Genomic DNA, 17,173 nt, shown 5'->3' with positions numbered 1-17,173 from the left:
TTTTTGTAATGAATTTGTAATATTATATTGGGGAAATTTGGTAAAAACATGTTCTTTTTTTAATACAACGGTTGACAAATCGTCAAATGTTAAGTAAACTAGCACTAAGTTGTTACAAAAATATTTCAAATATTTAAAAAGTAAGAATAAATTTTAAAAAACTATCATAGGTTATACAGTAACCGAAATGATTTGATTTAGAAAGAGGACATTATGAAATTTTTAAAAATAGCAGCAAAGAAAAAACTTTTACTGCTTGCCATGATGGCAGCAGTAGTGACGGGTGCACTGTTCACCGGTTCATCATCCACAGAGGCAAAAGCTAAAAAAGTACAGTACTTAGGAAAATATAAATTGACAGCATACTGCGGATGCAGAAAATGCAGCGGAGGATATGGAAACAAAACTGCTACGGGAAGAAGAGCCAAACAGGGGCGTACGATTGCCGTGGATAAGAGAAAGATCAAACTGGGAAGCAAGGTTAAAATTAAGGGTAAAACTTATGTTGCCGAGGATGTAGGCGGCGGAGTAAAAGGAAAACACATTGATGTTTACTTTAAATCCCATAAAAAAGTAAAACAGTTCGGACGTAAGAACAACGTCAAAGTATACAAAATTAAAAAATAAGTGAGAAACTGCTGTACATCGTATCCAAATGTACAGCAGTTTTTTTGTTGCTTAGGAATGATTTTGTCCTATTTTTCTTTAAAAATGTTCCGGATACAGCCCTTCAGATCTCATGGTCTTAAGGGCATCCATGACATGCTGTTTATCTTCCTTATAGGTCACACCGTACCATTGGTCTTTGGAGACCAGAACGTCCATTGTAGCTTTTCCTTCCTCCATCAGCTGGCTGGCCACGCTTGGAATAAAGTATTCACATTTTAATGGGTTTTCTTTTAGGGAAGCAGAGAGGAATTTTGAAAAACCAGTCTCCAATTCATCCATGATCATAGGGCGGAAGCCAAAAAAGTTCATTGATACGAGAGTGTCAAACGGGAGGGATGTCCATGAGTTTCCGTCATCTTCCGTAAACTCAGCATGATCCCCGCGTTTTTCAATATGAGTCCGCTCTGTGATAGAGACTAACTGATGGTTTTTATCTACCTCACAGATTCCTCTGGAGACATATCCGCTGTCTGTCACGGTATTTCCAAGATGGTATCCGACCATTGCAAATTTTGCTTTGGCGGAAGAAGATTCTTTCATAAGAAACTGGGCCATAGCCTGATAACCGTGTATGCCGTAATAATCATCGGCATTGATAACGGCAAATGGTTCCGCAATAAATGGCTTGGCACAGAGAACCGCATGGGCAGTACCCCATGGTTTTACCCTGCCTTCCGGGACAGAGAAGCCGGCAGGAAGGCTGTCTACTTCCTGAAAAGCATAGCAGACTTCCATTCCGTCCGGTATCCTGGAACCCACTGTCTCCTTAAAATCTTTTTCAATCTCTTTTTTTATCACAAACACGACTTTTCCAAAGCCGGCCCGTTTTGCATCATAAATAGAATAATCAATGATTGCATGTCCCTGGTCATCCATAGGATCCATCTGCTTCAGCCCGCCGTATCGGCTGCCCATGCCGGCGGCAAGAATGACTAACGCTGGTTTTTTCACTTTTGATACCTCCAAATCAATTTCTGAACAACATTATACCTTATCGTGCGAAGCACGTCCACCCGAAGGGTATTGAAATACGGTGTGCCCTGTGGGTATACCTTATCGTGCGAAGCACGTCCACCCGAAGGGTATGAAATACGGTGTGCCCTGTAAGTATGACATTTTCCACATGATTTCCGTTCGGCTCTTAGAATGCCTCACTCCAATCATGTAGAAAATGGACATAATATCTGCTGGAGCAGGCTGCTTAGAAACCAAAGGTGCCACTTTTCGAAAGTTATTTACCACTATTGGAGGAGCGCATTTCAAAAGCGCGACGGAAATAGTAGTGAATAACTCATGACATTTTCCACACGATTTCCGTGCGGCTCTTAGAATGCCTCACTCCAATAGTGTAGAAAATGGACATAATATCTGCTGGAGCAGGCTGCTTAGAAATCAAAGGTGCCACTTTTCGAAAGTTATTTACCACTATTGGAGGAGCGCATTTCAAAAGTGCGACGGAAATAGTGGTAAATAACTCATACCTTATCACAGGAAGCAGGTTCATTCGAAGAGTATGAGAAGTGATATGAAACGTACAGAGAGGCCGTTTGAGTTTCCCAACCCCGGAACAGGCAGAAAACCTGATAAGCGGCGTGAAATGGCGGATTAGAGATAGTTTTCGCTGAGAAGCGAATAAAATTAAAATCGTTGGTACTAAACAAAGGAAACGTTGATTTTATCAGGAAAACTGGCTATAATAAAAATCAGAAATGGCTTAAAAGCGTTGGATAAACAAAAACGTTTTAATGTAGATGTGTACGCAGAAATGGCTTAAAATGGTCGTTTCTGCATTTTTTAATAGCGGTAAAAACCCGTCCGAAGTGGTTAATTTGTCGAGTATTTGTCGACAACAATTTTACACATCTCTTTATAATACCACTCCGGTTTCCGGTCCGTGTAGATCCGCTCAGTTATGTCCGTAATGGAGTGCCCGATTATATATTTCAGGGCATATTCGTCTACGTCTGCCTCTTTCGCAACAGTGGCGAACGTATCCCGGGTATCGTGCGGACGGTGCTTTTTATCAAGGCCCAGATCATTAATAATTTTGTGAAACCGGGTTGAATAGATTGCGTATGTAATCGGACGTATCTTACCACGAGAGACCACATTAATTAATCGGTCGCTGCCAAGTTCCTGTGCCTGCTGGTACCTAGCAATAAGAAGCGGTTTTATCCCTGGGTGGATCGGGACATACCGGTCTATTCCTGCGTCTGTCTTGCTGCCGCCTTTCATGCGGTTATTGTTAAGGTCTATGTCCTCTAAGGCAAGCTCACATAATTCGTTGGGCCGCCAACCAGAATAACAAGAAATTATGAGTAGGTCCACGTTCTCCTTGTCCCGATTTTGCCAAAGAGTTTTGCGTTCGGCAGCAGAGAAAGAGAAGTGTGGGTTTTCTGCTTTCGCCGCATCTTTCACAGTCGGCTTGGACAGATTACACTCCCTGGCACAATTCCTGTCTACGATCTCCATTTCTTTTGCATAGTCCAGCATCATAGAAAGCGTAGATTTCATGTTTATCTTTGTTTTTGCAGATGCCTCTTTAGGATTTCCCTTGTTTTTTCCTCTTGTCTCTATTGCCATTCCATTTTCGATACAATTCTTTATGTCCACAATACGGAGAGATTGCACAGACTTCTTATAAATGGACCGGCAGTAAGAAAATGCACTCTTTGCCCCTCTGGCAGTTACGGGCTCCACCTCTTGCTCATATTCCGCAAACCAGAGCCTGTATAAGGTCTCTACGGTCATATCCTTAGATAAGTCCACCTTGCCCTTGTTATACTTAATAAGAGCCTCCATGGCATCCTCATAGGTAGGAAAATACGCCTCCGGCTTGAGAGGCTTTAGGATCGGTCTATTGTATCTGTCTTTTCCGCAGTTGGCTCTAGCGTAAAAAGGATTTTTCAGATCTGTGTGACGTATTTCTGTTATGCTGCCAAAACCGTTCGGCAATTTACGCCTGCGGTTCGGTTTCGGCTTTTTCCGTGGTGTTTTCTTTAGAGGGTATCCGCAGTGTGGGCAAGTTTCCGCCCGGTCAGATACCTTCCCGGCGCATTCCGGGCAAGTCGTGAGTGCCATTCTATCATCCTCCTTACACAAAATGGGTACAAAAATAACAGCCATCAAGGAACTGATGTTCTTCTTGTGACAGCTGCCCGAAGATGATACAATATTTACGAGTTAGCGTATCTCTTCGGAGTTATGTAGTTGCCGTCCGGTTGCAGCCGGGCGGTTTTTTATATTCTTGTTATAGTCACCATTGATGCTATACCAACAGAATCTAATAAGTATTCTAAATCGTCAGGATAAGCAGAACAGTGTCGTTTAATTTCTTTTTCAATAACTTGTTGTAATGAGTGAACATATTCTTGCTTTTTAAATAAAGATAGTGCATATATTAATGTTCCTAATGAATGGGAATTGTTTATATGATTAAAATTTGGTATCAATTCACTTAATTCCTTTTCCGAATCAGAAGTAACACGAATTATAGATTTTGGAATATGATTATATATTCTGTCTCCATGTGCAGCTAAATTTCTGTATTCAAGACACATAAATAATGTATCTGTAAAAAAATTTTTTAAATGAGTATCAATTAATTCTACCGGGATGCTATATATTTTATGTATTAGTTTTTCTTTTTCATTTGGTTTCAGTAATCTGATAAAATTCACCAAGTCACTCAAATATATACCTTTGAATAAAACCCATGGAGGGACATTCCCGTAAGTATCCATGTGGTATTTAATCGGCTCCTTGCTTGAATGAGCAACCTTGTTAAATTTGTCAAGAATAGAACCAAGTGAAAATCGTTTGTATTTTGTTGAACGATTTTGATAATTAGAAAATTTCAAATATTCACTCTGGGTAGATGAAAATGATTCTGCTATCACGTATGAAGTTGCCGCCCTTAAATGACTTTCCAAATCAAGTAGAGTAACTATTAATTGGTTTCTGATTGAATGGTCTAGGGAATAAAGAGATGCAATTTGCTCAAATGTAATACCATCTCTGTATCGTTCTGTAGAGTTAGTTTTTTCTACATAAAAATCTTTGTAGCCATTGATAATTTCATAATATCCATAAGATTCTAAAATAATTTTTGCATTTTTCTCTGATTTGAACACTAGATTTCTTGATTTTAATAATTCTATCTGTTGCTCAATGGTTGTAAATTCTTGTGGTTTTTTCTCCATATACATTCTCCCAAAACAAAAAGAGTCTCAAAACCGAAGTTCCAAGACCCTTTATTGTGACCGCCCAGCAGTCATTCACTAATTAGCTACATTATATCATATCCAAGAGTCTTGTCAAGTATTCACTTTTTATATAATTTATAGGTTCTGCCGTCCGGTTGCAGCCGGGCGGTTTTTCTATTAACTGTTTTATTTGTCATTAAAAATATAAATTGGAGATTCGTTTGCGTCTACACATTCGTATCCGTCATATGTAAAATGTTCTCCAATTAAACTTACCTTATCCCCCTCCTCTGGAAGTGTTCCGTTTCTTTCATTCACAAAACACATTAAATGCTTGCCATCTGCTAGTTCAAAATTAACAGAGTGTGTTCCGTATCGGTAAGCACTTACAAACTGAAATTCCCCATTGACCGAAGAATTATAATTATCCAGCATTTCTTGTCGTTTTTCTACGGTTTCAGGAATTTTTATCACAGATGATACTGTCCCCATGATTCTATGCTGCGAATATTCTGTTGATATAATATCTGATATATTATCGTTAAACTCTATGCTCTCCATTTCTTTTAACGATGGTGATTTTATTTTGCAATCATCAAAATAAATAGATACATAAGGTTCCCCCTTTTCTGTACCTGAATTAAAAAGCGTTCCCTCAACTGTAATATTTTCGCCAGGTTCCAACAAGGCTATTTTTGGAGGGAGTTTAAACTTGGCGAATGAACACATAAACGAATCAGATTTTTCTGAATTTGCCTTTAAAAAAATAGACCCTCCGAGTATTGATTCTAGTTTTCCTCTTACAATAATTTTTTGATTTAGTTCAAAACCGTTCTTTTTGGCGTATTTTTCTACAATATCTACATATTTTGTACTTTTCTTTTCATCATCGCTCCAATATTGTGTTTCTTTTTCGATACTTTTTTCTACCTTAGAATAATTTTTTAATAGATCATCAATGTTGTATTCTTTTACTTCCTTTGAACACCCGCCAGATAGGATTGCTAATGCAAATATAGCAACAATAAACAACAGTCTCTTTTTCATTTTATCCTCCTTATTGTAAAAAAGTTAAAAGCTACATCCCTCTTTATTATTAAGTATATTTAAGTTTAAAATTTTGCGCGTAATTCCTTTACGACCCCTATTATTTTTACAGGCTTGTCCATTATTTCTTTGTTTGAAAAATACATAGGTTCATATGCAGGATTTGTTGAGATAAGAACAATACCATCATTATACTTCTTTAATTTTTTGCAAGTAGCCTCATCACCGTTTACGATAGCAATCACTATATCGTCTGTTTCTGCATCATCTTGTTGTCTAACAATTACAACGTCACCTTCACTAAATTTTGGTTCCATGCTATTTCCGTGTATTTGAAGTCCGAAAAATGTTCCTGTTTTTGCCATATCTTCGGTTATTTCTTCTGTATCAATAATTTCTTCTACTGCATCGATTGGGATTCCAGCGGCAACACGCCCCAAGACATTTATTTCTACGGCATTATGTTTGCGGTTTACAGATCTTTGTTCAACCAAATCGGATTTTTCAATACCAAAGTAATTTGCCATTAATTCTATTTTATCAATCCTTGGATATGTATTCCCCTTAACCCAGTCGGTAAAAGTTGTATATTTTACCCCCAGTGCCTCACACATTTCGTTTCTTGTTTTTCCATTTAGATTCATATAGTATTTTATATTATTCGCCATTATATCCTTGTTTCCTAGTCCACCCATATTCGTCTCCTTTCTTTCAATATTAATGTATTTCTATTATAAGTTTTTACCGTAAAAAAATCAATAAAATTTTAAAAAAATACGATAAAAACGTTGACATTACGTTTAAATCGTAGTATAGTCTAATTAAGCAGAAAGGAGGGATAAGATTGGAGTCAAGAATGACATTAAAGAATGCGAGAGAATTGAGAGGGCTAAAACAGTATCAAGCCGCTAAAATGCTAGGAATATCTGTAGATACGTTAAGTAACTATGAAAGAGGAAAATCATATCCAGATATACCTGTTCTAAGAAAAATTGAAAAATTGTATGGCATTAAATATGCACAGATTATTTTTTTACCTCTAGATTACGATAAAACCGTAAATTCATTATAAAAAGAAGGTGAAATATGAAAGATTTAATGATTTTTGAAAATGTTGAGTTCGGGCAGATGCGAACAGTAACTATTAACAACGAACCTTGGTTTGTAGGAAAAGATGTGGCAACTGCACTCGGATACGCTGATTATTTTGGGGCACTAAAAAAGCATGTAGACCTAGAAGATAAGCAAAACTGCCAAAATAACAGTTTTGATTCTCCAAGAGGAATGACTGTTATAAATGAGTCCGGTTTATATGCTCTGATCTTCGGAAGCAAATTGGAATCAGCGAAGAAGTTTAAACATTGGGTGACAAGCGAAGTCCTCCCATCTCTCCGTAAAACAGGCTCCTATGAAATGAAGAATTACTCAACAGAAATGAAAGCGATTTTAATGCATGATGAAAAAATTGTAAAGATTGATGGAAGAGTGACAGATCTTGAAAATAACATGGTGATTGATTACGGACAGCAACTGACTTTAAGAAACGAGGTAAACAAGGTCGTAGTTAATGCTCTAGGTGGAAAAGAATCAAATGCTTACAAGGAAGTGAGCAAAAAGGTATTTTCTGAGATCAATCATGATATTCAAGAAAAATTCACTGTAAATAGTAGAAACAATGTTCCAAAAAAGAGGTTTGACGAGGCGATTGTTTTTGTTAAATCGTGGAGTCCGAGCCAGGGAACAAGATGGATGATTGATGGATGCAATGCGCAGATGTCTTTGTAAATAAAAGGTAGGTGATATAAAAGATGAATTTGCAAAGAGAAATACAGCAAATAGAAGAAGCAGAAAAAGGGTGTGAGGTTAAAAATGCTTTGGCAGGCGCACTAGAGAAGGTAGAAAGAGAATTTAACAAGTCAGAAGAAATCGTATATATACACGAAAGGATTACCAATATCAATGTGCTTGAATATCTCATTGGAAATGCCAGGTTAAATTTTTCAATTCTTGAAAATGAACTCGAAAAAGCCACACCGTCAACAGCTATCATTGAAAGTGCGGCTTGTCAAATTAGAGATTCATTAAAAAAAGCGGAATCGTTTGAATTTTGCATTGAAGAAAGAAAATGCAGAACCAAAGACTTTTCCGTGAATCCCGTATCTGTTGATATAAAAGAAATTAATCGTCAACTCGCAACAGATTTTGAGAGTACAAGAGTTTGATTGTTTCTTTCATTGAAATTGAAATAGCTGTTTTCAAGACGTTTTCATCCATGAAATTTACTAACAAGGTAAAACCTGGCTCTTCGTTTTTAGATTTGCAATATTCGTTACATTTATTAACAGAATCGTTTTTGATTGCATCGTAGAATGAATAGTCTGAAAACATAGTGTCAACTTTACTATCTATTTCCTTCATTAATTCATCAATAGTCATAATGTTCTCCTTTCTTATGTACTCGGTGCTGCAACACCTGTACTTAAATTATAAGGAGAAAAGGAAATATTTACAAGAGAAATGAGGTGATAAATGTGAGCAATAAACAGGTGTTAAGACTACTTACATCCTATATAAACATGCCAAAGTTCCCGGCCTGCAACGTACCTGTTGCGTTCGTCGCCAAAGTAATGAAAAAGGACGCTACATTTATTCGGGCTGGGATCGAACAAGGATGGCTGCCCATCGGGTATGCAAAGCCGTCAGAGAAAACCGGAAAGATGAGCTATTACATTAGTCCAAAATTACTTTGGGAAGTAACAGGGATCTTATATCAACCGGAAAAGGAGGGATGTGATGGATAGAGCATATGGAAACATCATCTTGCTTTTAGGCTGCGCGTTTGCCTTAGCAGGAGAAAAATGGCTTGCCATTTCTTTCTGGGCGGCAGGGGTAGCATGGAAACGAAAATTGTAAGGAGGAGTGAAATTTGAACGAAGAAGAAATTAAGAAAATTGAAAAGGCATGTGAAAAAGCTGTTGAGTATTTAAAAGATAACAAAATGCCATATGTATCTTTGATTATAAAAGAGGATGGAATAAAAGTGGTACAAGACCAGGCTTTTATCCCATCAAACACTAAACAATCCTAGCGTATCTATGGTGCTTATCTAACCGTGACAATTCGGAACCTAAAGAGCTGGAACTCATAAAATTTCGATACTCATCATATGACACGCCGTAGTATTGGTAGATTGCTCCATTATGGAATTGCACTTCCAGTGTGGAGTTTTCCCAGCCAACACTACTGATACGACTAGATGAAACAGCAGTTCTGTTCATGTAACACCTCCTTTTATGTACTTGGTAAATAATACCTGTACTTAAATTATAGGAGATATATGGGAAGAAAACAATAGAAAGAAGGTGAGATAAATGGCAGATAAAAAAGATGCGCAGGTAATGCTTGCAGCACTCCGGGAGGAGATTCCGATTCCATACGCACAAGAAAAGTATGTTTTAAGAGGGATCATGAAGGGATTGGAGCGTTTAGAAAAACAAAAAGCCCCGGAAGCTGGCACTTCCAAGGGCAAACACTAAAAATATATGTCTATGTGCATTATAGCACAGATCGGAGGTTTTTGAAAATGGTGAAAGATAAATATTTATACCTTTGCCAACTCTGTATGGATGTGCAGAGAGGGGAAGACGGGACAATAGAAAAACGACAGAGAGGAGAAAAATCTGGACCTACAGTATTTTTTCGATTTTCAGGCCATGTGGCGGTGTTAGAAATTGAAGTCTTTTTGAATGGGTGGAGTTCTTTTGCTAGTCCGACATTTGCTTATGATTTTCGCCTTGACGAAGAGCTGGATAATGAGGAGTTTACGAAATGTCGTGATCTATTGCTATCTTTATTAAAGGAGAATAAGAATGGGATTTTATGAAAAAGACGGGAAACGGATACCGGAGAGTGAGGCGTTTGAGTACGCTCTGGAATCCGTGGAAACCGGAGATGCATTAATGGAAGATGCTTTCCTGGACTGGTTTTACAGATGGGAACAGGGATGGCATTACTACCCGGACGGGGATGAGATGGAAAGTGTAGACGAGATTACACAGCAACATATAAACCGGGAGATCCATTATTTAAGGAGGGCATAGCATGAGCACTTTTGAGACATTAAACAATATAAATGTGAACGATTATACAGAAATGAAAGGGCACCTTACATATCTTTCATGGAGCAAGGCCTGGGAAGAAGTGAAAAAGAGATATCCAGATGCTACATATACTGTGGTCAAAAACGACAGAGGACTTCCATACTTCCTTGATAAAGAAGTAGGTTGTATGGTTATGACCAATGTGACCATCGAAGGAGAAACTTTAGAAATGTGGCTTCCAGTCATGGATCATCGAAATAAGACGATTATGCAGCCGACAGCAACTGATATTAATAAAACGATCATGCGATGCCTTACTAAGAATCTGGCGATGTTTGGCCTTGGATTATACATTTATAGTGGTGAGGATCTCCCAAACAAAGGGAAAGATCAGGAAGGCGATGAACCGATTGACGAAATAAAAATAAACGTATTAAAAAAAGAAATGGCTCGTACCGGAGTGACCGAAACTAAAATGTTTTATGCAATCGGCGTTAAAAGCTGGAGCGAAATAAGAACATCTGGATTTAAGAGAGCTATGGATTTATTTAAAAATACGCCAGATAAAGAGAAGTAGCTTATGGAATGTACTGGGAAATTAGGTGGTCTGGCAATAGACTATGTGTCAGGCCGCCAGAAGATTGAAATTGAACTAAATGAGGATGTGAGGCAAGAATATGACCGACTGAAAGACAAAGATAAGTTGTCTGTGAAGATCGTACAATACAGAGAAAAAAGGAGCCTTAATGCAAATTCTTATTTTCATGAGCTGATCGGGAAAATTGCAGATGTCACAGGGCAAAGCAACGTTTACATAAAGAACCGTCTTATTTCCGAGTACGGAGAATATGAACGGATTGGTGGTAATCTTGTGAGCTTGCCGCTGGACGATGATATAAACGCCTATGATGTAGAGTTTGCGCACCTACAACCGACGACAGAGACGCATATAAACAGTGCAGGAAAGGTGTTTCGTGTCAATCTTGTCATGCGAGGTTCGCATACATATAACACAAAAGAAATGTCACGGTTAATTGAAGGAACCGTACAGGAGGCAAAGGCTCTTGGCATAGAGACAGCAACGCCGGAAGAAATCAGGCGGATGGAAGAAAGGTGGGGGATGAAGTTTGAAAAGCGTACTACAGACTGAAAAGGTGTGTTATGTCTGCGGGGCAGAACAAGACCTACATTGCCACCATGTTTTTGAAGGAACTGCAAACAGGCGAAAATCCGAAGAACACGGCATGAAGATCTGGCTCTGTGCCTGGCACCACAACATGAGTAATTATGGCATACATTTTGATCCGGTCCTCGACCTTGCAGTTAAGATGGCAGCACAAAAGTATTTTGAAGACCACATAGGCGACCGTGAGGCATTCAGGAGGGAGTTTGGCAAGTCATGGCTATAAACAGTAGGAGTAAAGGGAAAAAGGGAGAATTAGAGCTTTCTAAGATTCTCCGGGAGCATGGATACGACACCCGCAGGGGCCAGCAATACTGCGGGGCTAACGGGGACGCTGACGTGGTCGGCCTACCGTACATACATATCGAATGTAAGCGGGTAGAGAAATTGAATCTGGATGCCGCAATGGCTCAGGCACGTAGCGATGCAAAGGAGAGCGAAAAGCCAGTTGTAATGCACCGGAAAAACCGAGAGCCTTGGAAAGTTACCATGTTGCTCGATGACTGGATAGAACTATACCGGGAATGGGCGGCAGGAAAGGAGTTAGAGGATGGCGAAAAGGAAAACACTGAGTAAAAAAATAAGATTTGAAGTATTTAAAAGGGATTCATTTACTTGCCAGTATTGCGGAAGAAGTGCCCCTGATGTGATTTTAGAAGTAGATCATATCAATCCGGTAGCGAACGGCGGAGACAATGACATCATGAATCTGATTACATCCTGCCGAGATTGTAACCGTGGAAAAGGTAAAACAGAATTATCTGATTCAGAGACAATCAAAAAGAAAAAGGAACAGCTTGATGAGCTAAATGAAAGAAGAAACCAGCTAGAGATGATGCTGGAGTGGGAGCAGGGATTACATAACTTTGTTGAAGATCAGATAGATGCAATCGAACAGTTTCTACAAAGTACTTGCGGTCAAGGATTTTCAGAATACGGGAGAAAATGGTGCAAGGGCTTGATAAACAAATTTGGCTTTGAAGAAGTGTATGAGTCCTCTAAAATTTCTATGGATCGGTACTATGACGGTGACGATGAGAGCACGACAAAAGCATTTAATTATATAGAAAGAATCTGTTATTCCAGAGAAAAAGAAAAGAACAATCCATATTTGTATTATATCAACTATATAAAAAAGATCTGCAGAACCAATTTTTCTTATGTGGATGAAAATAAATTATTCAAATGGCTTACGCAGCTGATCCATTCCGAGAGTGATTTTCAGGAGATAAAAGGAATTGTTATTGACTGTGCAAATTGGACTCAGTTAAAACGCCGGATAGAACCCTTGTTGGAGGAGCGTGGTATAGATGCCTAATCGCATTATCAAGGAATCCATCAGGACCAGCGACAGTATTAACGACCTTACATGGTTTGAAGAAGTGCTGTTTTATAGGCTGATGGTCAGTTGTGATGATTACGGAAGGTTTGATGCGAGGATACCAATCATAAAAGGCAGTTGCTTTCCATTGAAAAATGTCACTGATAATCAAATTGAAAATGCTCTTAATAAGCTATCGTCGGCAGGTATTGTGACCACCTACACGGTTGAAGAGAAGCCGTATCTGCAAATTGTAGCTTGGGAGAAACATCAGACCATACGGGCAAAGAAAAGCAAATACCCGTCATTGGATGAAGCTGACGCACAGATTATTACACATGAAAGCACTTGCAAGCAGATGATTTCAGATGTCCCCGTAATCCAATCCAATCCGAATCCTAATCCAAATACAATAAATACATTGTGCAAGGCTGACGCCAACGCACTGTTTGAACGCCTGTGGAAAGCATACCCGAATAAACGGGGAAAAGGCCAAGTGTCCGATGCAAAGAAACGAAAGATCGCTGAGATTGGCGAGGAGGAAATGCGACGGGCTATGGCGAGGTACATCGAGGATCTCAAACAGGACGATTGGAGAAAACCGCAGAATGGATCAACATTCTTTAATTCCGGGTATGTAGATTACCTTGATGGGAACTATGAGAAGCCAAAGGCGGTTGTGAAGAAGCAGACAAATAACCAGTTCCACAACTTTGAGGAACGTGACTATGACTATGACGAGCTGGAAAAACAGCTCTTTAAACGGCAGATAGGAGGTTAGAGCATGGAGCAGATAGGATTTTTTGAGGACATCGGCTGTAAGGAGCCGCCGGAACCGAAGCCGAAGAAAAAAAGCCGGCCGATTCCGGAGGACTTGCCGGAAAGTGCAAAGAAATATTTTGCAGAGAAGACGGCGAAAGAGTGCCGTAGAGCAGGTTTAAGTGCCGGAGACAAGAGAAGCATGGAGAACCGGATTTATGCGTGGCTTAAGGAGCAGGGGCAGGACTTGACAGCACATCAGATCGCAATAGGCATGTGTCTAGCGGGGATACATTACAGCAAGGAGCGGCAGTCCGTTGCACCCCGGTTAAAAGGCTTAGAGGAGCGTGGGTTGATCGAGAAGACCGGGAAACGTGTCTTTGACAAGGAAACCGGGGCCAGTGCCGGGACATACAGGGTGGTGGCAGAAAGTGATTAGGATCATGTGTAACGAGGAAGAGAAAGAGCTATTACAAACTCTCTTTCGATTCGCAGAATTTTGCCTGCTGGGCGTGGCCTGTATATTCAAACAAGAAGTTCATCATTTCAATTACCGTGATATAAAGTGGATCATGGAGGATAAAAAAGATGAATAGAAAGAGGTACACAGATGCTTTTAAGGAGCAAGTCGTAAAGGACCGCAAAGAAAACGGTATGTCCGAGAGAGAAGTTGCAGAGAAATACGGCATAGCAAAAAGCACCGTACACTCTTGGACCACGGCGTATTATTCCAAAGGGCAAAAGAAACAAAATAACGGTGCACTATTCACAAAAGAACAAAAGGAAAAGGCTGTATTAGAGTATGTATACGGCAAGACAAAGAAGGAGATCGCCAACGAGCAAGGCATTTCCCTCTGGCTTTTAAATGAGTGGGTAGAAGATTATTTTGAACGCAAGGAACAGGAAATAGCCCAGGAAAAGAAAATAGAGAAAGAAGAGAAAAGGCCAAGAATCTTCCGGGATAGGAACCACAGGGATAGAAAAGGAAATTTGCTTAAAACAGTATATCCATCGTCATCCGCTGCATACGTTACCTGGGCAAAATAAAGCCAGGGAAGGGAGGAATATGACAATGACAAACCACGAAAAACTAGAGCAGATAACAGGAATATCGCAGCCCGTAGAAACAGAAGCAGTAGAAATGCTCCTGGGGAAAATAGACAATGATTTAGAAACAGGAGTATACGAAAAAAACAAAGAAATGTATCTAGATTTATACAAAAGACAGTTAAATTGGCTAAAAAGCCAGGAAAAGAATTAGGTATTTACCCATTGGGTCTATATATATCACACGTAACTTAGAAACCAGTAGGCATCCTGTTTTACAGCCCGCTCCGGCGGGCAGGAAGGAGGGAATATGAAAATACAAGATAAATGGTGCGGAACATGCTATTTTTACGATGCTATAGAGAAAACATGCCGAAATTGTGAAAGTGTAATAAGCGGGGCTATTACAGAGAATCATAAATGCAAATATTGGGAGGGGAACGAGGCGGATCCGGTAAACCATCCAGATCATTACACAAGCGGGGAAATTGAATGTATAGATGCACTAAAGGCAAGCATGTCGCACGCCGAATTTTGCGGCTTCCTAAAGGGAAATGCAATGAAATATTTGTGGCGGTATGACAAGAAAGGAAAGGCAACAGAGGATCTGGAAAAGTCAAGGTGGTACTTGGATCGGCTGTGGGCAGAAACTAAGTCAGAGGTGTAAGTTGAGATTTAAGGAGGTACAGAATGAGTAAGCGACCAGAGATAACAAAAATGTTATCTTTAGCTATTAGAAAACATATAAATCAACGCAATGATCCAAGGGTCTATATGGCTGCCGAAGTTACATTCGACTATGGTACAAGTGCTGCGGTTCGAGTGGATTTCATGCGGTTTAAGCCCCTGAACAATACTGTCTCAGGGATTGAGAAAGGGGATTTTTATTGTTATGAAATTAAATCTTCCGTAGAAGATTTTCATTCAAAAAACGGACATAATTTTCTGGGCGACTTCAACTATTACATTATGCCGGAAGGCGTTTATGAGCAGGTGAAAAATGAAATACCGTATAAAGTAGGCGTATATGTACCTGGACAAAAAAATTACCGAGGCGATTGGTATGATCTAAAATCTGTAAAAAAAGCAGTAAGACAAAACAGAAAGAGACCTGTATCAGAAATGCTGCTCATGATGTTTAGATCGGCGGCAAGAGAAATTGTTTAATTTAAGATTTGGTGGTTATTTCCATTTTGGAAAAAACCATAATTATGTTTTAAAAAAGGAGAAAACAATGAAAATAAAAATAATACGGTGTGTGCCGACAAATCCAAGCCCTGCGATCGGTCAGGAATATGAAGTTATAAGAATAAATGAGAGATGTAGAAACGATGGCGGAAATGTATATTTTGTTAAATGCGAAGGTCAAGAAGTCGGTGTATTGAAACATGAAATGAGCATAGTTGAAGAGTAATAAAACTGAGATTTTACCCAGGAGGCAGAAGAAACCACCGATCTTCCCGCTTCATATAGCGCAGGATGACAGTATTCTGCCTGTCTCCTACCATAACGGTGCAGGAAAAGTCAGAACCGACAAGGGGTAGAGGATTTACAACCTTTACATCTTCAATTTTTACGTCCATTGTCTGTGTGGGCGTATCGTAGCGAAAGTAAAGCGGTTTTACACCACCGTCTTTGCTGAAGCTTGCGATTACGGAGATCGGGGTCCCCGGAGGAGTAAAAGGTTCTTCATATTCAATTTTGTTATTTGTAAACGGCATATCAAACAGCTCCTTTCTATCACTATTATAAGAACGTGAGTTCTGAATGTATAGAATGTAATAATGGAAGTAAAGGAAGATTTATGAAGGAGGAAAATAGAATGGAATTACAGAGAGACGATATTATTATCAGAAAAGGGATCATTCACATTTTGGACAGCCATAACGGATACCTTGGCCTGTCCAATGATCTGCTGGACATGGGACCAGACTTAATGGAATTTATCAGGGGCCATATATTTAAAATACTGGATAGCGATGATACAAAGAAATGTCAGTTTGACGGTAGTATTTCCCCAATCCCGGCACTGCTGGAAGATATGCAGGAAAAGGAAGACGATAGTTTTATAGCGGTTAGCCGGGTGCTGGCGGAAAGCCTTTTTGACATCATGTGCGATAGCGTGACGATTCCTGCAGCTGATCTTGTCGTGGTTAGTTTCCAGCTACACAGCGTCGTTCATCTGGCACTTCTTAAGATGAATTATAAGGAGACATATGTACATAAAGAGGCAGAGAATGAGGTCAACGACATCGTAAAGCAGCGGATTATGCCTATGGGCGGGGCAAAGCTTACAGAGGCAGTCATCGTGGATCTTTTAGAGCACAAGGTACAGCTGGTAGAAAAGAAGTATGAAATGCTGACAGGTGATAAAATCAATTATATTTCAGAGCGTTTTCTGCAGTGCCATGCGGATATGGCTCCAAAAAAGAAGTTCCAGATTCTAAATAAGGTTATTACAGATATCAATAACCGGTATGAGAACGAACCGTTAAGAAACCGGATGGATGCCAGGAGTAAGTTAAGAGAAGAGTTCGCCGAAAAAAATGAGTTTCGGGTCAACGAGATCGGGGACCGGATCTTTGGAGACGATGCAGAAAAAAAGAGCTTTTTTGACTATCAGATGGAACGGAATGACATGCAGTATGACAAGTTCACGGTTGGAAAAGAGAACACGGTCAAGGGCTTAGAATACATCACAATAGAGACGGATGCCGGGATCGAAATTAAGATACCTATTGAGGAATACATCACGAAAGAGAATATAGAGATTGTAGAAGAACCGGGCGGAGGGAGCACGGTTATTATCAGAAATATAGAACAAGCCAGGGTGAAATAAGGA

Annotated in this window: 30 protein-coding genes; 22 read left to right on the top strand and 8 right to left on the bottom strand. The window is 39.6% G+C overall.

Annotation, left to right across the window (positions count from 1 at the left end):
* Window positions 1-213: 213 nt before the first annotated feature.
* A complete protein-coding gene (locus tag ANCC_RS14920; protein ID WP_006566326.1) occupies window positions 214-627 on the top strand; it encodes a 3D domain-containing protein in 414 nt (137 codons plus the stop codon).
* 78 nt (window positions 628-705) lie between these two features.
* On the opposite strand, the gene ANCC_RS14915 is transcribed toward ANCC_RS14920, so the two are convergent.
* From ANCC_RS14915 to ANCC_RS14895, 5 genes are all read right to left on the bottom strand, one after another.
* Window positions 706-1,620 (bottom strand): nucleotidyltransferase family protein, encoded by a 915-nt coding sequence (locus tag ANCC_RS14915; RefSeq protein ID WP_006566325.1) that lies wholly within the window; start codon window positions 1,618-1,620, stop codon window positions 706-708.
* Between the two features lie 873 nt (window positions 1,621-2,493).
* Window positions 2,494-3,750, bottom strand: a complete 1,257-nt coding sequence (locus ANCC_RS14910; protein WP_022261348.1) for a tyrosine-type recombinase/integrase — start codon at window positions 3,748-3,750, stop codon at window positions 2,494-2,496.
* A 158-nt stretch (window positions 3,751-3,908) separates the two neighbouring features.
* The gene (locus ANCC_RS14905) at window positions 3,909-4,871 is read right to left on the bottom strand and encodes an Abi family protein (protein ID WP_022261347.1); all 963 of its coding nucleotides are present in this window, start codon (window positions 4,869-4,871) and stop codon (window positions 3,909-3,911) included.
* A 189-nt stretch (window positions 4,872-5,060) separates the two neighbouring features.
* Window positions 5,061-5,921, bottom strand: coding sequence for a hypothetical protein (locus ANCC_RS14900; protein WP_006566322.1), 861 nt, complete (start codon window positions 5,919-5,921; stop codon window positions 5,061-5,063).
* 65 nt (window positions 5,922-5,986) lie between these two features.
* Window positions 5,987-6,616 (bottom strand): LexA family protein, encoded by a 630-nt coding sequence (locus ANCC_RS14895; RefSeq protein ID WP_006566321.1) that lies wholly within the window; start codon window positions 6,614-6,616, stop codon window positions 5,987-5,989.
* 149 nt (window positions 6,617-6,765) lie between these two features.
* Between ANCC_RS14895 and ANCC_RS14890 the strand changes: the two genes are divergently transcribed.
* Genes ANCC_RS14890 through ANCC_RS14880 form a run of 3 tightly spaced genes read left to right on the top strand, consistent with a single transcriptional unit; the run spans window position 6,766 to window position 8,143 of the window.
* On the top strand, window positions 6,766-6,993 hold the full coding sequence (locus ANCC_RS14890; RefSeq protein WP_225103759.1) for a helix-turn-helix domain-containing protein: 228 nt from the start codon (window positions 6,766-6,768) through the stop codon (window positions 6,991-6,993).
* Window positions 6,994-7,007: 14 nt separating this feature from the next.
* Window positions 7,008-7,706 (top strand): ORF6C domain-containing protein, encoded by a 699-nt coding sequence (locus tag ANCC_RS14885; RefSeq protein ID WP_006566319.1) that lies wholly within the window; start codon window positions 7,008-7,010, stop codon window positions 7,704-7,706.
* Window positions 7,707-7,729: 23 nt separating this feature from the next.
* Window positions 7,730-8,143, top strand: coding sequence for a hypothetical protein (locus ANCC_RS14880; protein WP_006566318.1), 414 nt, complete (start codon window positions 7,730-7,732; stop codon window positions 8,141-8,143).
* On the opposite strand, the gene ANCC_RS14875 is transcribed toward ANCC_RS14880, so the two are convergent.
* Entirely contained in the window at window positions 8,100-8,357 is a 258-nt protein-coding gene (locus tag ANCC_RS14875; protein WP_039946371.1) for a hypothetical protein, read from the bottom strand. The genes ANCC_RS14880 and ANCC_RS14875 overlap by 44 nt on opposite strands.
* Before the next feature lie 140 nt (window positions 8,358-8,497).
* On the opposite strand from ANCC_RS14875, the gene ANCC_RS14870 reads away from it, so the two are divergent.
* Both ANCC_RS14870 and ANCC_RS14865 read left to right on the top strand, forming a co-directional pair.
* On the top strand, window positions 8,498-8,722 hold the full coding sequence (locus ANCC_RS14870; protein ID WP_006566317.1) for a hypothetical protein: 225 nt from the start codon (window positions 8,498-8,500) through the stop codon (window positions 8,720-8,722).
* A gap of 125 nt (window positions 8,723-8,847) precedes the next feature.
* Window positions 8,848-9,009: a hypothetical protein gene (locus ANCC_RS14865; RefSeq protein WP_006566315.1), complete on the top strand. Its 162-nt coding sequence runs from the start codon at window positions 8,848-8,850 to the stop codon at window positions 9,007-9,009.
* Here ANCC_RS14865 and ANCC_RS18075 read toward each other — a convergent pair.
* Window positions 8,996-9,199, bottom strand: coding sequence for a KTSC domain-containing protein (locus ANCC_RS18075; RefSeq protein ID WP_083774635.1), 204 nt, complete (start codon window positions 9,197-9,199; stop codon window positions 8,996-8,998). The genes ANCC_RS14865 and ANCC_RS18075 overlap by 14 nt on opposite strands.
* 93 nt (window positions 9,200-9,292) lie before the next feature.
* On the opposite strand from ANCC_RS18075, the gene ANCC_RS14855 reads away from it, so the two are divergent.
* From ANCC_RS14855 to ANCC_RS14785, 15 genes are all read left to right on the top strand, one after another.
* Window positions 9,293-9,457 (top strand): hypothetical protein, encoded by a 165-nt coding sequence (locus ANCC_RS14855; protein ID WP_006566314.1) that lies wholly within the window; start codon window positions 9,293-9,295, stop codon window positions 9,455-9,457.
* Window positions 9,458-9,504: 47 nt separating this feature from the next.
* Window positions 9,505-9,804, top strand: a complete 300-nt coding sequence (locus tag ANCC_RS14850; RefSeq protein ID WP_006566313.1) for a hypothetical protein — start codon at window positions 9,505-9,507, stop codon at window positions 9,802-9,804.
* Window positions 9,791-10,021 (top strand): hypothetical protein, encoded by a 231-nt coding sequence (locus ANCC_RS14845; protein ID WP_006566312.1) that lies wholly within the window; start codon window positions 9,791-9,793, stop codon window positions 10,019-10,021. Before ANCC_RS14850 ends, ANCC_RS14845 begins: the two co-directional genes overlap by 14 nt.
* A 1-nt stretch (window position 10,022) precedes the next feature.
* Window positions 10,023-10,598: a Sak single strand annealing protein gene (locus ANCC_RS14840; protein WP_006566311.1), complete on the top strand. Its 576-nt coding sequence runs from the start codon at window positions 10,023-10,025 to the stop codon at window positions 10,596-10,598.
* Window positions 10,599-10,601: 3 nt separating this feature from the next.
* The gene (locus ANCC_RS14835) at window positions 10,602-11,171 is read left to right on the top strand and encodes a hypothetical protein (protein WP_006566310.1); all 570 of its coding nucleotides are present in this window, start codon (window positions 10,602-10,604) and stop codon (window positions 11,169-11,171) included.
* Window positions 11,149-11,430 (top strand): hypothetical protein, encoded by a 282-nt coding sequence (locus ANCC_RS14830; RefSeq protein ID WP_022261338.1) that lies wholly within the window; start codon window positions 11,149-11,151, stop codon window positions 11,428-11,430. Before ANCC_RS14835 ends, ANCC_RS14830 begins: the two co-directional genes overlap by 23 nt.
* Window positions 11,421-11,780 (top strand): putative PDDEXK endonuclease, encoded by a 360-nt coding sequence (locus tag ANCC_RS14825; RefSeq protein ID WP_006566308.1) that lies wholly within the window; start codon window positions 11,421-11,423, stop codon window positions 11,778-11,780. The genes ANCC_RS14830 and ANCC_RS14825 overlap by 10 nt, the downstream gene beginning before the upstream one ends.
* The gene (locus ANCC_RS14820; protein WP_006566307.1) at window positions 11,755-12,522 is read left to right on the top strand and encodes an HNH endonuclease; all 768 of its coding nucleotides are present in this window, start codon (window positions 11,755-11,757) and stop codon (window positions 12,520-12,522) included. The genes ANCC_RS14825 and ANCC_RS14820 overlap by 26 nt, the downstream gene beginning before the upstream one ends.
* Complete coding sequence (locus ANCC_RS14815; protein ID WP_006566306.1) at window positions 12,515-13,306, top strand: hypothetical protein; 792 nt, start codon at window positions 12,515-12,517, stop codon at window positions 13,304-13,306. Before ANCC_RS14820 ends, ANCC_RS14815 begins: the two co-directional genes overlap by 8 nt.
* A gap of 3 nt (window positions 13,307-13,309) precedes the next feature.
* Window positions 13,310-13,723 carry a hypothetical protein gene (locus tag ANCC_RS14810; protein WP_006566305.1) on the top strand — a complete coding sequence of 138 codons (414 nt, stop codon included), beginning with the start codon at window positions 13,310-13,312 and terminating at the stop codon, window positions 13,721-13,723.
* Between the two features lie 149 nt (window positions 13,724-13,872).
* Window positions 13,873-14,331, top strand: a complete 459-nt coding sequence (locus ANCC_RS14805) for a transposase (protein ID WP_006566303.1) — start codon at window positions 13,873-13,875, stop codon at window positions 14,329-14,331.
* A 25-nt stretch (window positions 14,332-14,356) separates the two neighbouring features.
* Window positions 14,357-14,545 (top strand): hypothetical protein, encoded by a 189-nt coding sequence (locus ANCC_RS14800; protein ID WP_039946367.1) that lies wholly within the window; start codon window positions 14,357-14,359, stop codon window positions 14,543-14,545.
* A gap of 96 nt (window positions 14,546-14,641) precedes the next feature.
* Entirely contained in the window at window positions 14,642-14,998 is a 357-nt protein-coding gene (locus ANCC_RS14795) for a DUF3310 domain-containing protein (RefSeq protein WP_006566301.1), read from the top strand.
* Window positions 14,999-15,021: 23 nt separating this feature from the next.
* Window positions 15,022-15,498, top strand: a complete 477-nt coding sequence (locus ANCC_RS14790; protein ID WP_006566300.1) for a hypothetical protein — start codon at window positions 15,022-15,024, stop codon at window positions 15,496-15,498.
* Window positions 15,499-15,565: 67 nt separating this feature from the next.
* On the top strand, window positions 15,566-15,745 hold the full coding sequence (locus ANCC_RS14785) for a hypothetical protein (protein ID WP_039946363.1): 180 nt from the start codon (window positions 15,566-15,568) through the stop codon (window positions 15,743-15,745).
* 13 nt (window positions 15,746-15,758) lie between these two features.
* Here ANCC_RS14785 and ANCC_RS14780 read toward each other — a convergent pair whose 3' ends face one another.
* Entirely contained in the window at window positions 15,759-16,052 is a 294-nt protein-coding gene (locus ANCC_RS14780; RefSeq protein ID WP_006566298.1) for a hypothetical protein, read from the bottom strand.
* A gap of 101 nt (window positions 16,053-16,153) precedes the next feature.
* On the opposite strand from ANCC_RS14780, the gene ANCC_RS14775 reads away from it, so the two are divergent.
* Window positions 16,154-17,170, top strand: a complete 1,017-nt coding sequence (locus tag ANCC_RS14775) for a nucleoid-associated protein (RefSeq protein ID WP_182483069.1) — start codon at window positions 16,154-16,156, stop codon at window positions 17,168-17,170.
* Window positions 17,171-17,173 lie beyond the last annotated feature (3 nt).

Origin of the sequence: Anaerostipes caccae L1-92 (genome assembly GCF_014467075.1) — a bacterium.
Lineage (GTDB): Bacteria > Bacillota > Clostridia > Lachnospirales > Lachnospiraceae > Anaerostipes > Anaerostipes caccae.
This window is presented reverse-complemented; position numbering and strand designations above follow the sequence as displayed.

Coding starts and splice junctions, on each gene's coding strand:
- ANCC_RS14920 (WP_006566326.1), top strand. CDS start 214: ATGAAATTTTTAAAAATAGCAGCAAAGAAAAAACTTTTACTGCTTGCC.
- ANCC_RS14910 (WP_022261348.1), bottom strand. CDS start 3,750: ATGGCACTCACGACTTGCCCGGAATGCGCCGGGAAGGTATCTGACCGG.
- ANCC_RS14905 (WP_022261347.1), bottom strand. CDS start 4,871: ATGGAGAAAAAACCACAAGAATTTACAACCATTGAGCAACAGATAGAA.
- ANCC_RS14900 (WP_006566322.1), bottom strand. CDS start 5,921: ATGAAAAAGAGACTGTTGTTTATTGTTGCTATATTTGCATTAGCAATC.
- ANCC_RS14895 (WP_006566321.1), bottom strand. CDS start 6,616: ATGGGTGGACTAGGAAACAAGGATATAATGGCGAATAATATAAAATAC.
- ANCC_RS14885 (WP_006566319.1), top strand. CDS start 7,008: ATGAAAGATTTAATGATTTTTGAAAATGTTGAGTTCGGGCAGATGCGA.
- ANCC_RS14880 (WP_006566318.1), top strand. CDS start 7,730: ATGAATTTGCAAAGAGAAATACAGCAAATAGAAGAAGCAGAAAAAGGG.
- ANCC_RS14875 (WP_039946371.1), bottom strand. CDS start 8,357: ATGACTATTGATGAATTAATGAAGGAAATAGATAGTAAAGTTGACACT.
- ANCC_RS14870 (WP_006566317.1), top strand. CDS start 8,498: ATGCCAAAGTTCCCGGCCTGCAACGTACCTGTTGCGTTCGTCGCCAAA.
- ANCC_RS18075 (WP_083774635.1), bottom strand. CDS start 9,199: ATGAACAGAACTGCTGTTTCATCTAGTCGTATCAGTAGTGTTGGCTGG.
- ANCC_RS14855 (WP_006566314.1), top strand. CDS start 9,293: ATGGCAGATAAAAAAGATGCGCAGGTAATGCTTGCAGCACTCCGGGAG.
- ANCC_RS14850 (WP_006566313.1), top strand. CDS start 9,505: ATGGTGAAAGATAAATATTTATACCTTTGCCAACTCTGTATGGATGTG.
- ANCC_RS14845 (WP_006566312.1), top strand. CDS start 9,791: ATGGGATTTTATGAAAAAGACGGGAAACGGATACCGGAGAGTGAGGCG.
- ANCC_RS14840 (WP_006566311.1), top strand. CDS start 10,023: ATGAGCACTTTTGAGACATTAAACAATATAAATGTGAACGATTATACA.
- ANCC_RS14835 (WP_006566310.1), top strand. CDS start 10,602: ATGGAATGTACTGGGAAATTAGGTGGTCTGGCAATAGACTATGTGTCA.
- ANCC_RS14825 (WP_006566308.1), top strand. CDS start 11,421: ATGGCTATAAACAGTAGGAGTAAAGGGAAAAAGGGAGAATTAGAGCTT.
- ANCC_RS14820 (WP_006566307.1), top strand. CDS start 11,755: ATGGCGAAAAGGAAAACACTGAGTAAAAAAATAAGATTTGAAGTATTT.
- ANCC_RS14815 (WP_006566306.1), top strand. CDS start 12,515: ATGCCTAATCGCATTATCAAGGAATCCATCAGGACCAGCGACAGTATT.
- ANCC_RS14810 (WP_006566305.1), top strand. CDS start 13,310: ATGGAGCAGATAGGATTTTTTGAGGACATCGGCTGTAAGGAGCCGCCG.
- ANCC_RS14805 (WP_006566303.1), top strand. CDS start 13,873: ATGAATAGAAAGAGGTACACAGATGCTTTTAAGGAGCAAGTCGTAAAG.
- ANCC_RS14800 (WP_039946367.1), top strand. CDS start 14,357: ATGACAAACCACGAAAAACTAGAGCAGATAACAGGAATATCGCAGCCC.
- ANCC_RS14795 (WP_006566301.1), top strand. CDS start 14,642: ATGAAAATACAAGATAAATGGTGCGGAACATGCTATTTTTACGATGCT.
- ANCC_RS14790 (WP_006566300.1), top strand. CDS start 15,022: ATGAGTAAGCGACCAGAGATAACAAAAATGTTATCTTTAGCTATTAGA.
- ANCC_RS14785 (WP_039946363.1), top strand. CDS start 15,566: ATGAAAATAAAAATAATACGGTGTGTGCCGACAAATCCAAGCCCTGCG.
- ANCC_RS14780 (WP_006566298.1), bottom strand. CDS start 16,052: ATGCCGTTTACAAATAACAAAATTGAATATGAAGAACCTTTTACTCCT.
- ANCC_RS14775 (WP_182483069.1), top strand. CDS start 16,154: ATGGAATTACAGAGAGACGATATTATTATCAGAAAAGGGATCATTCAC.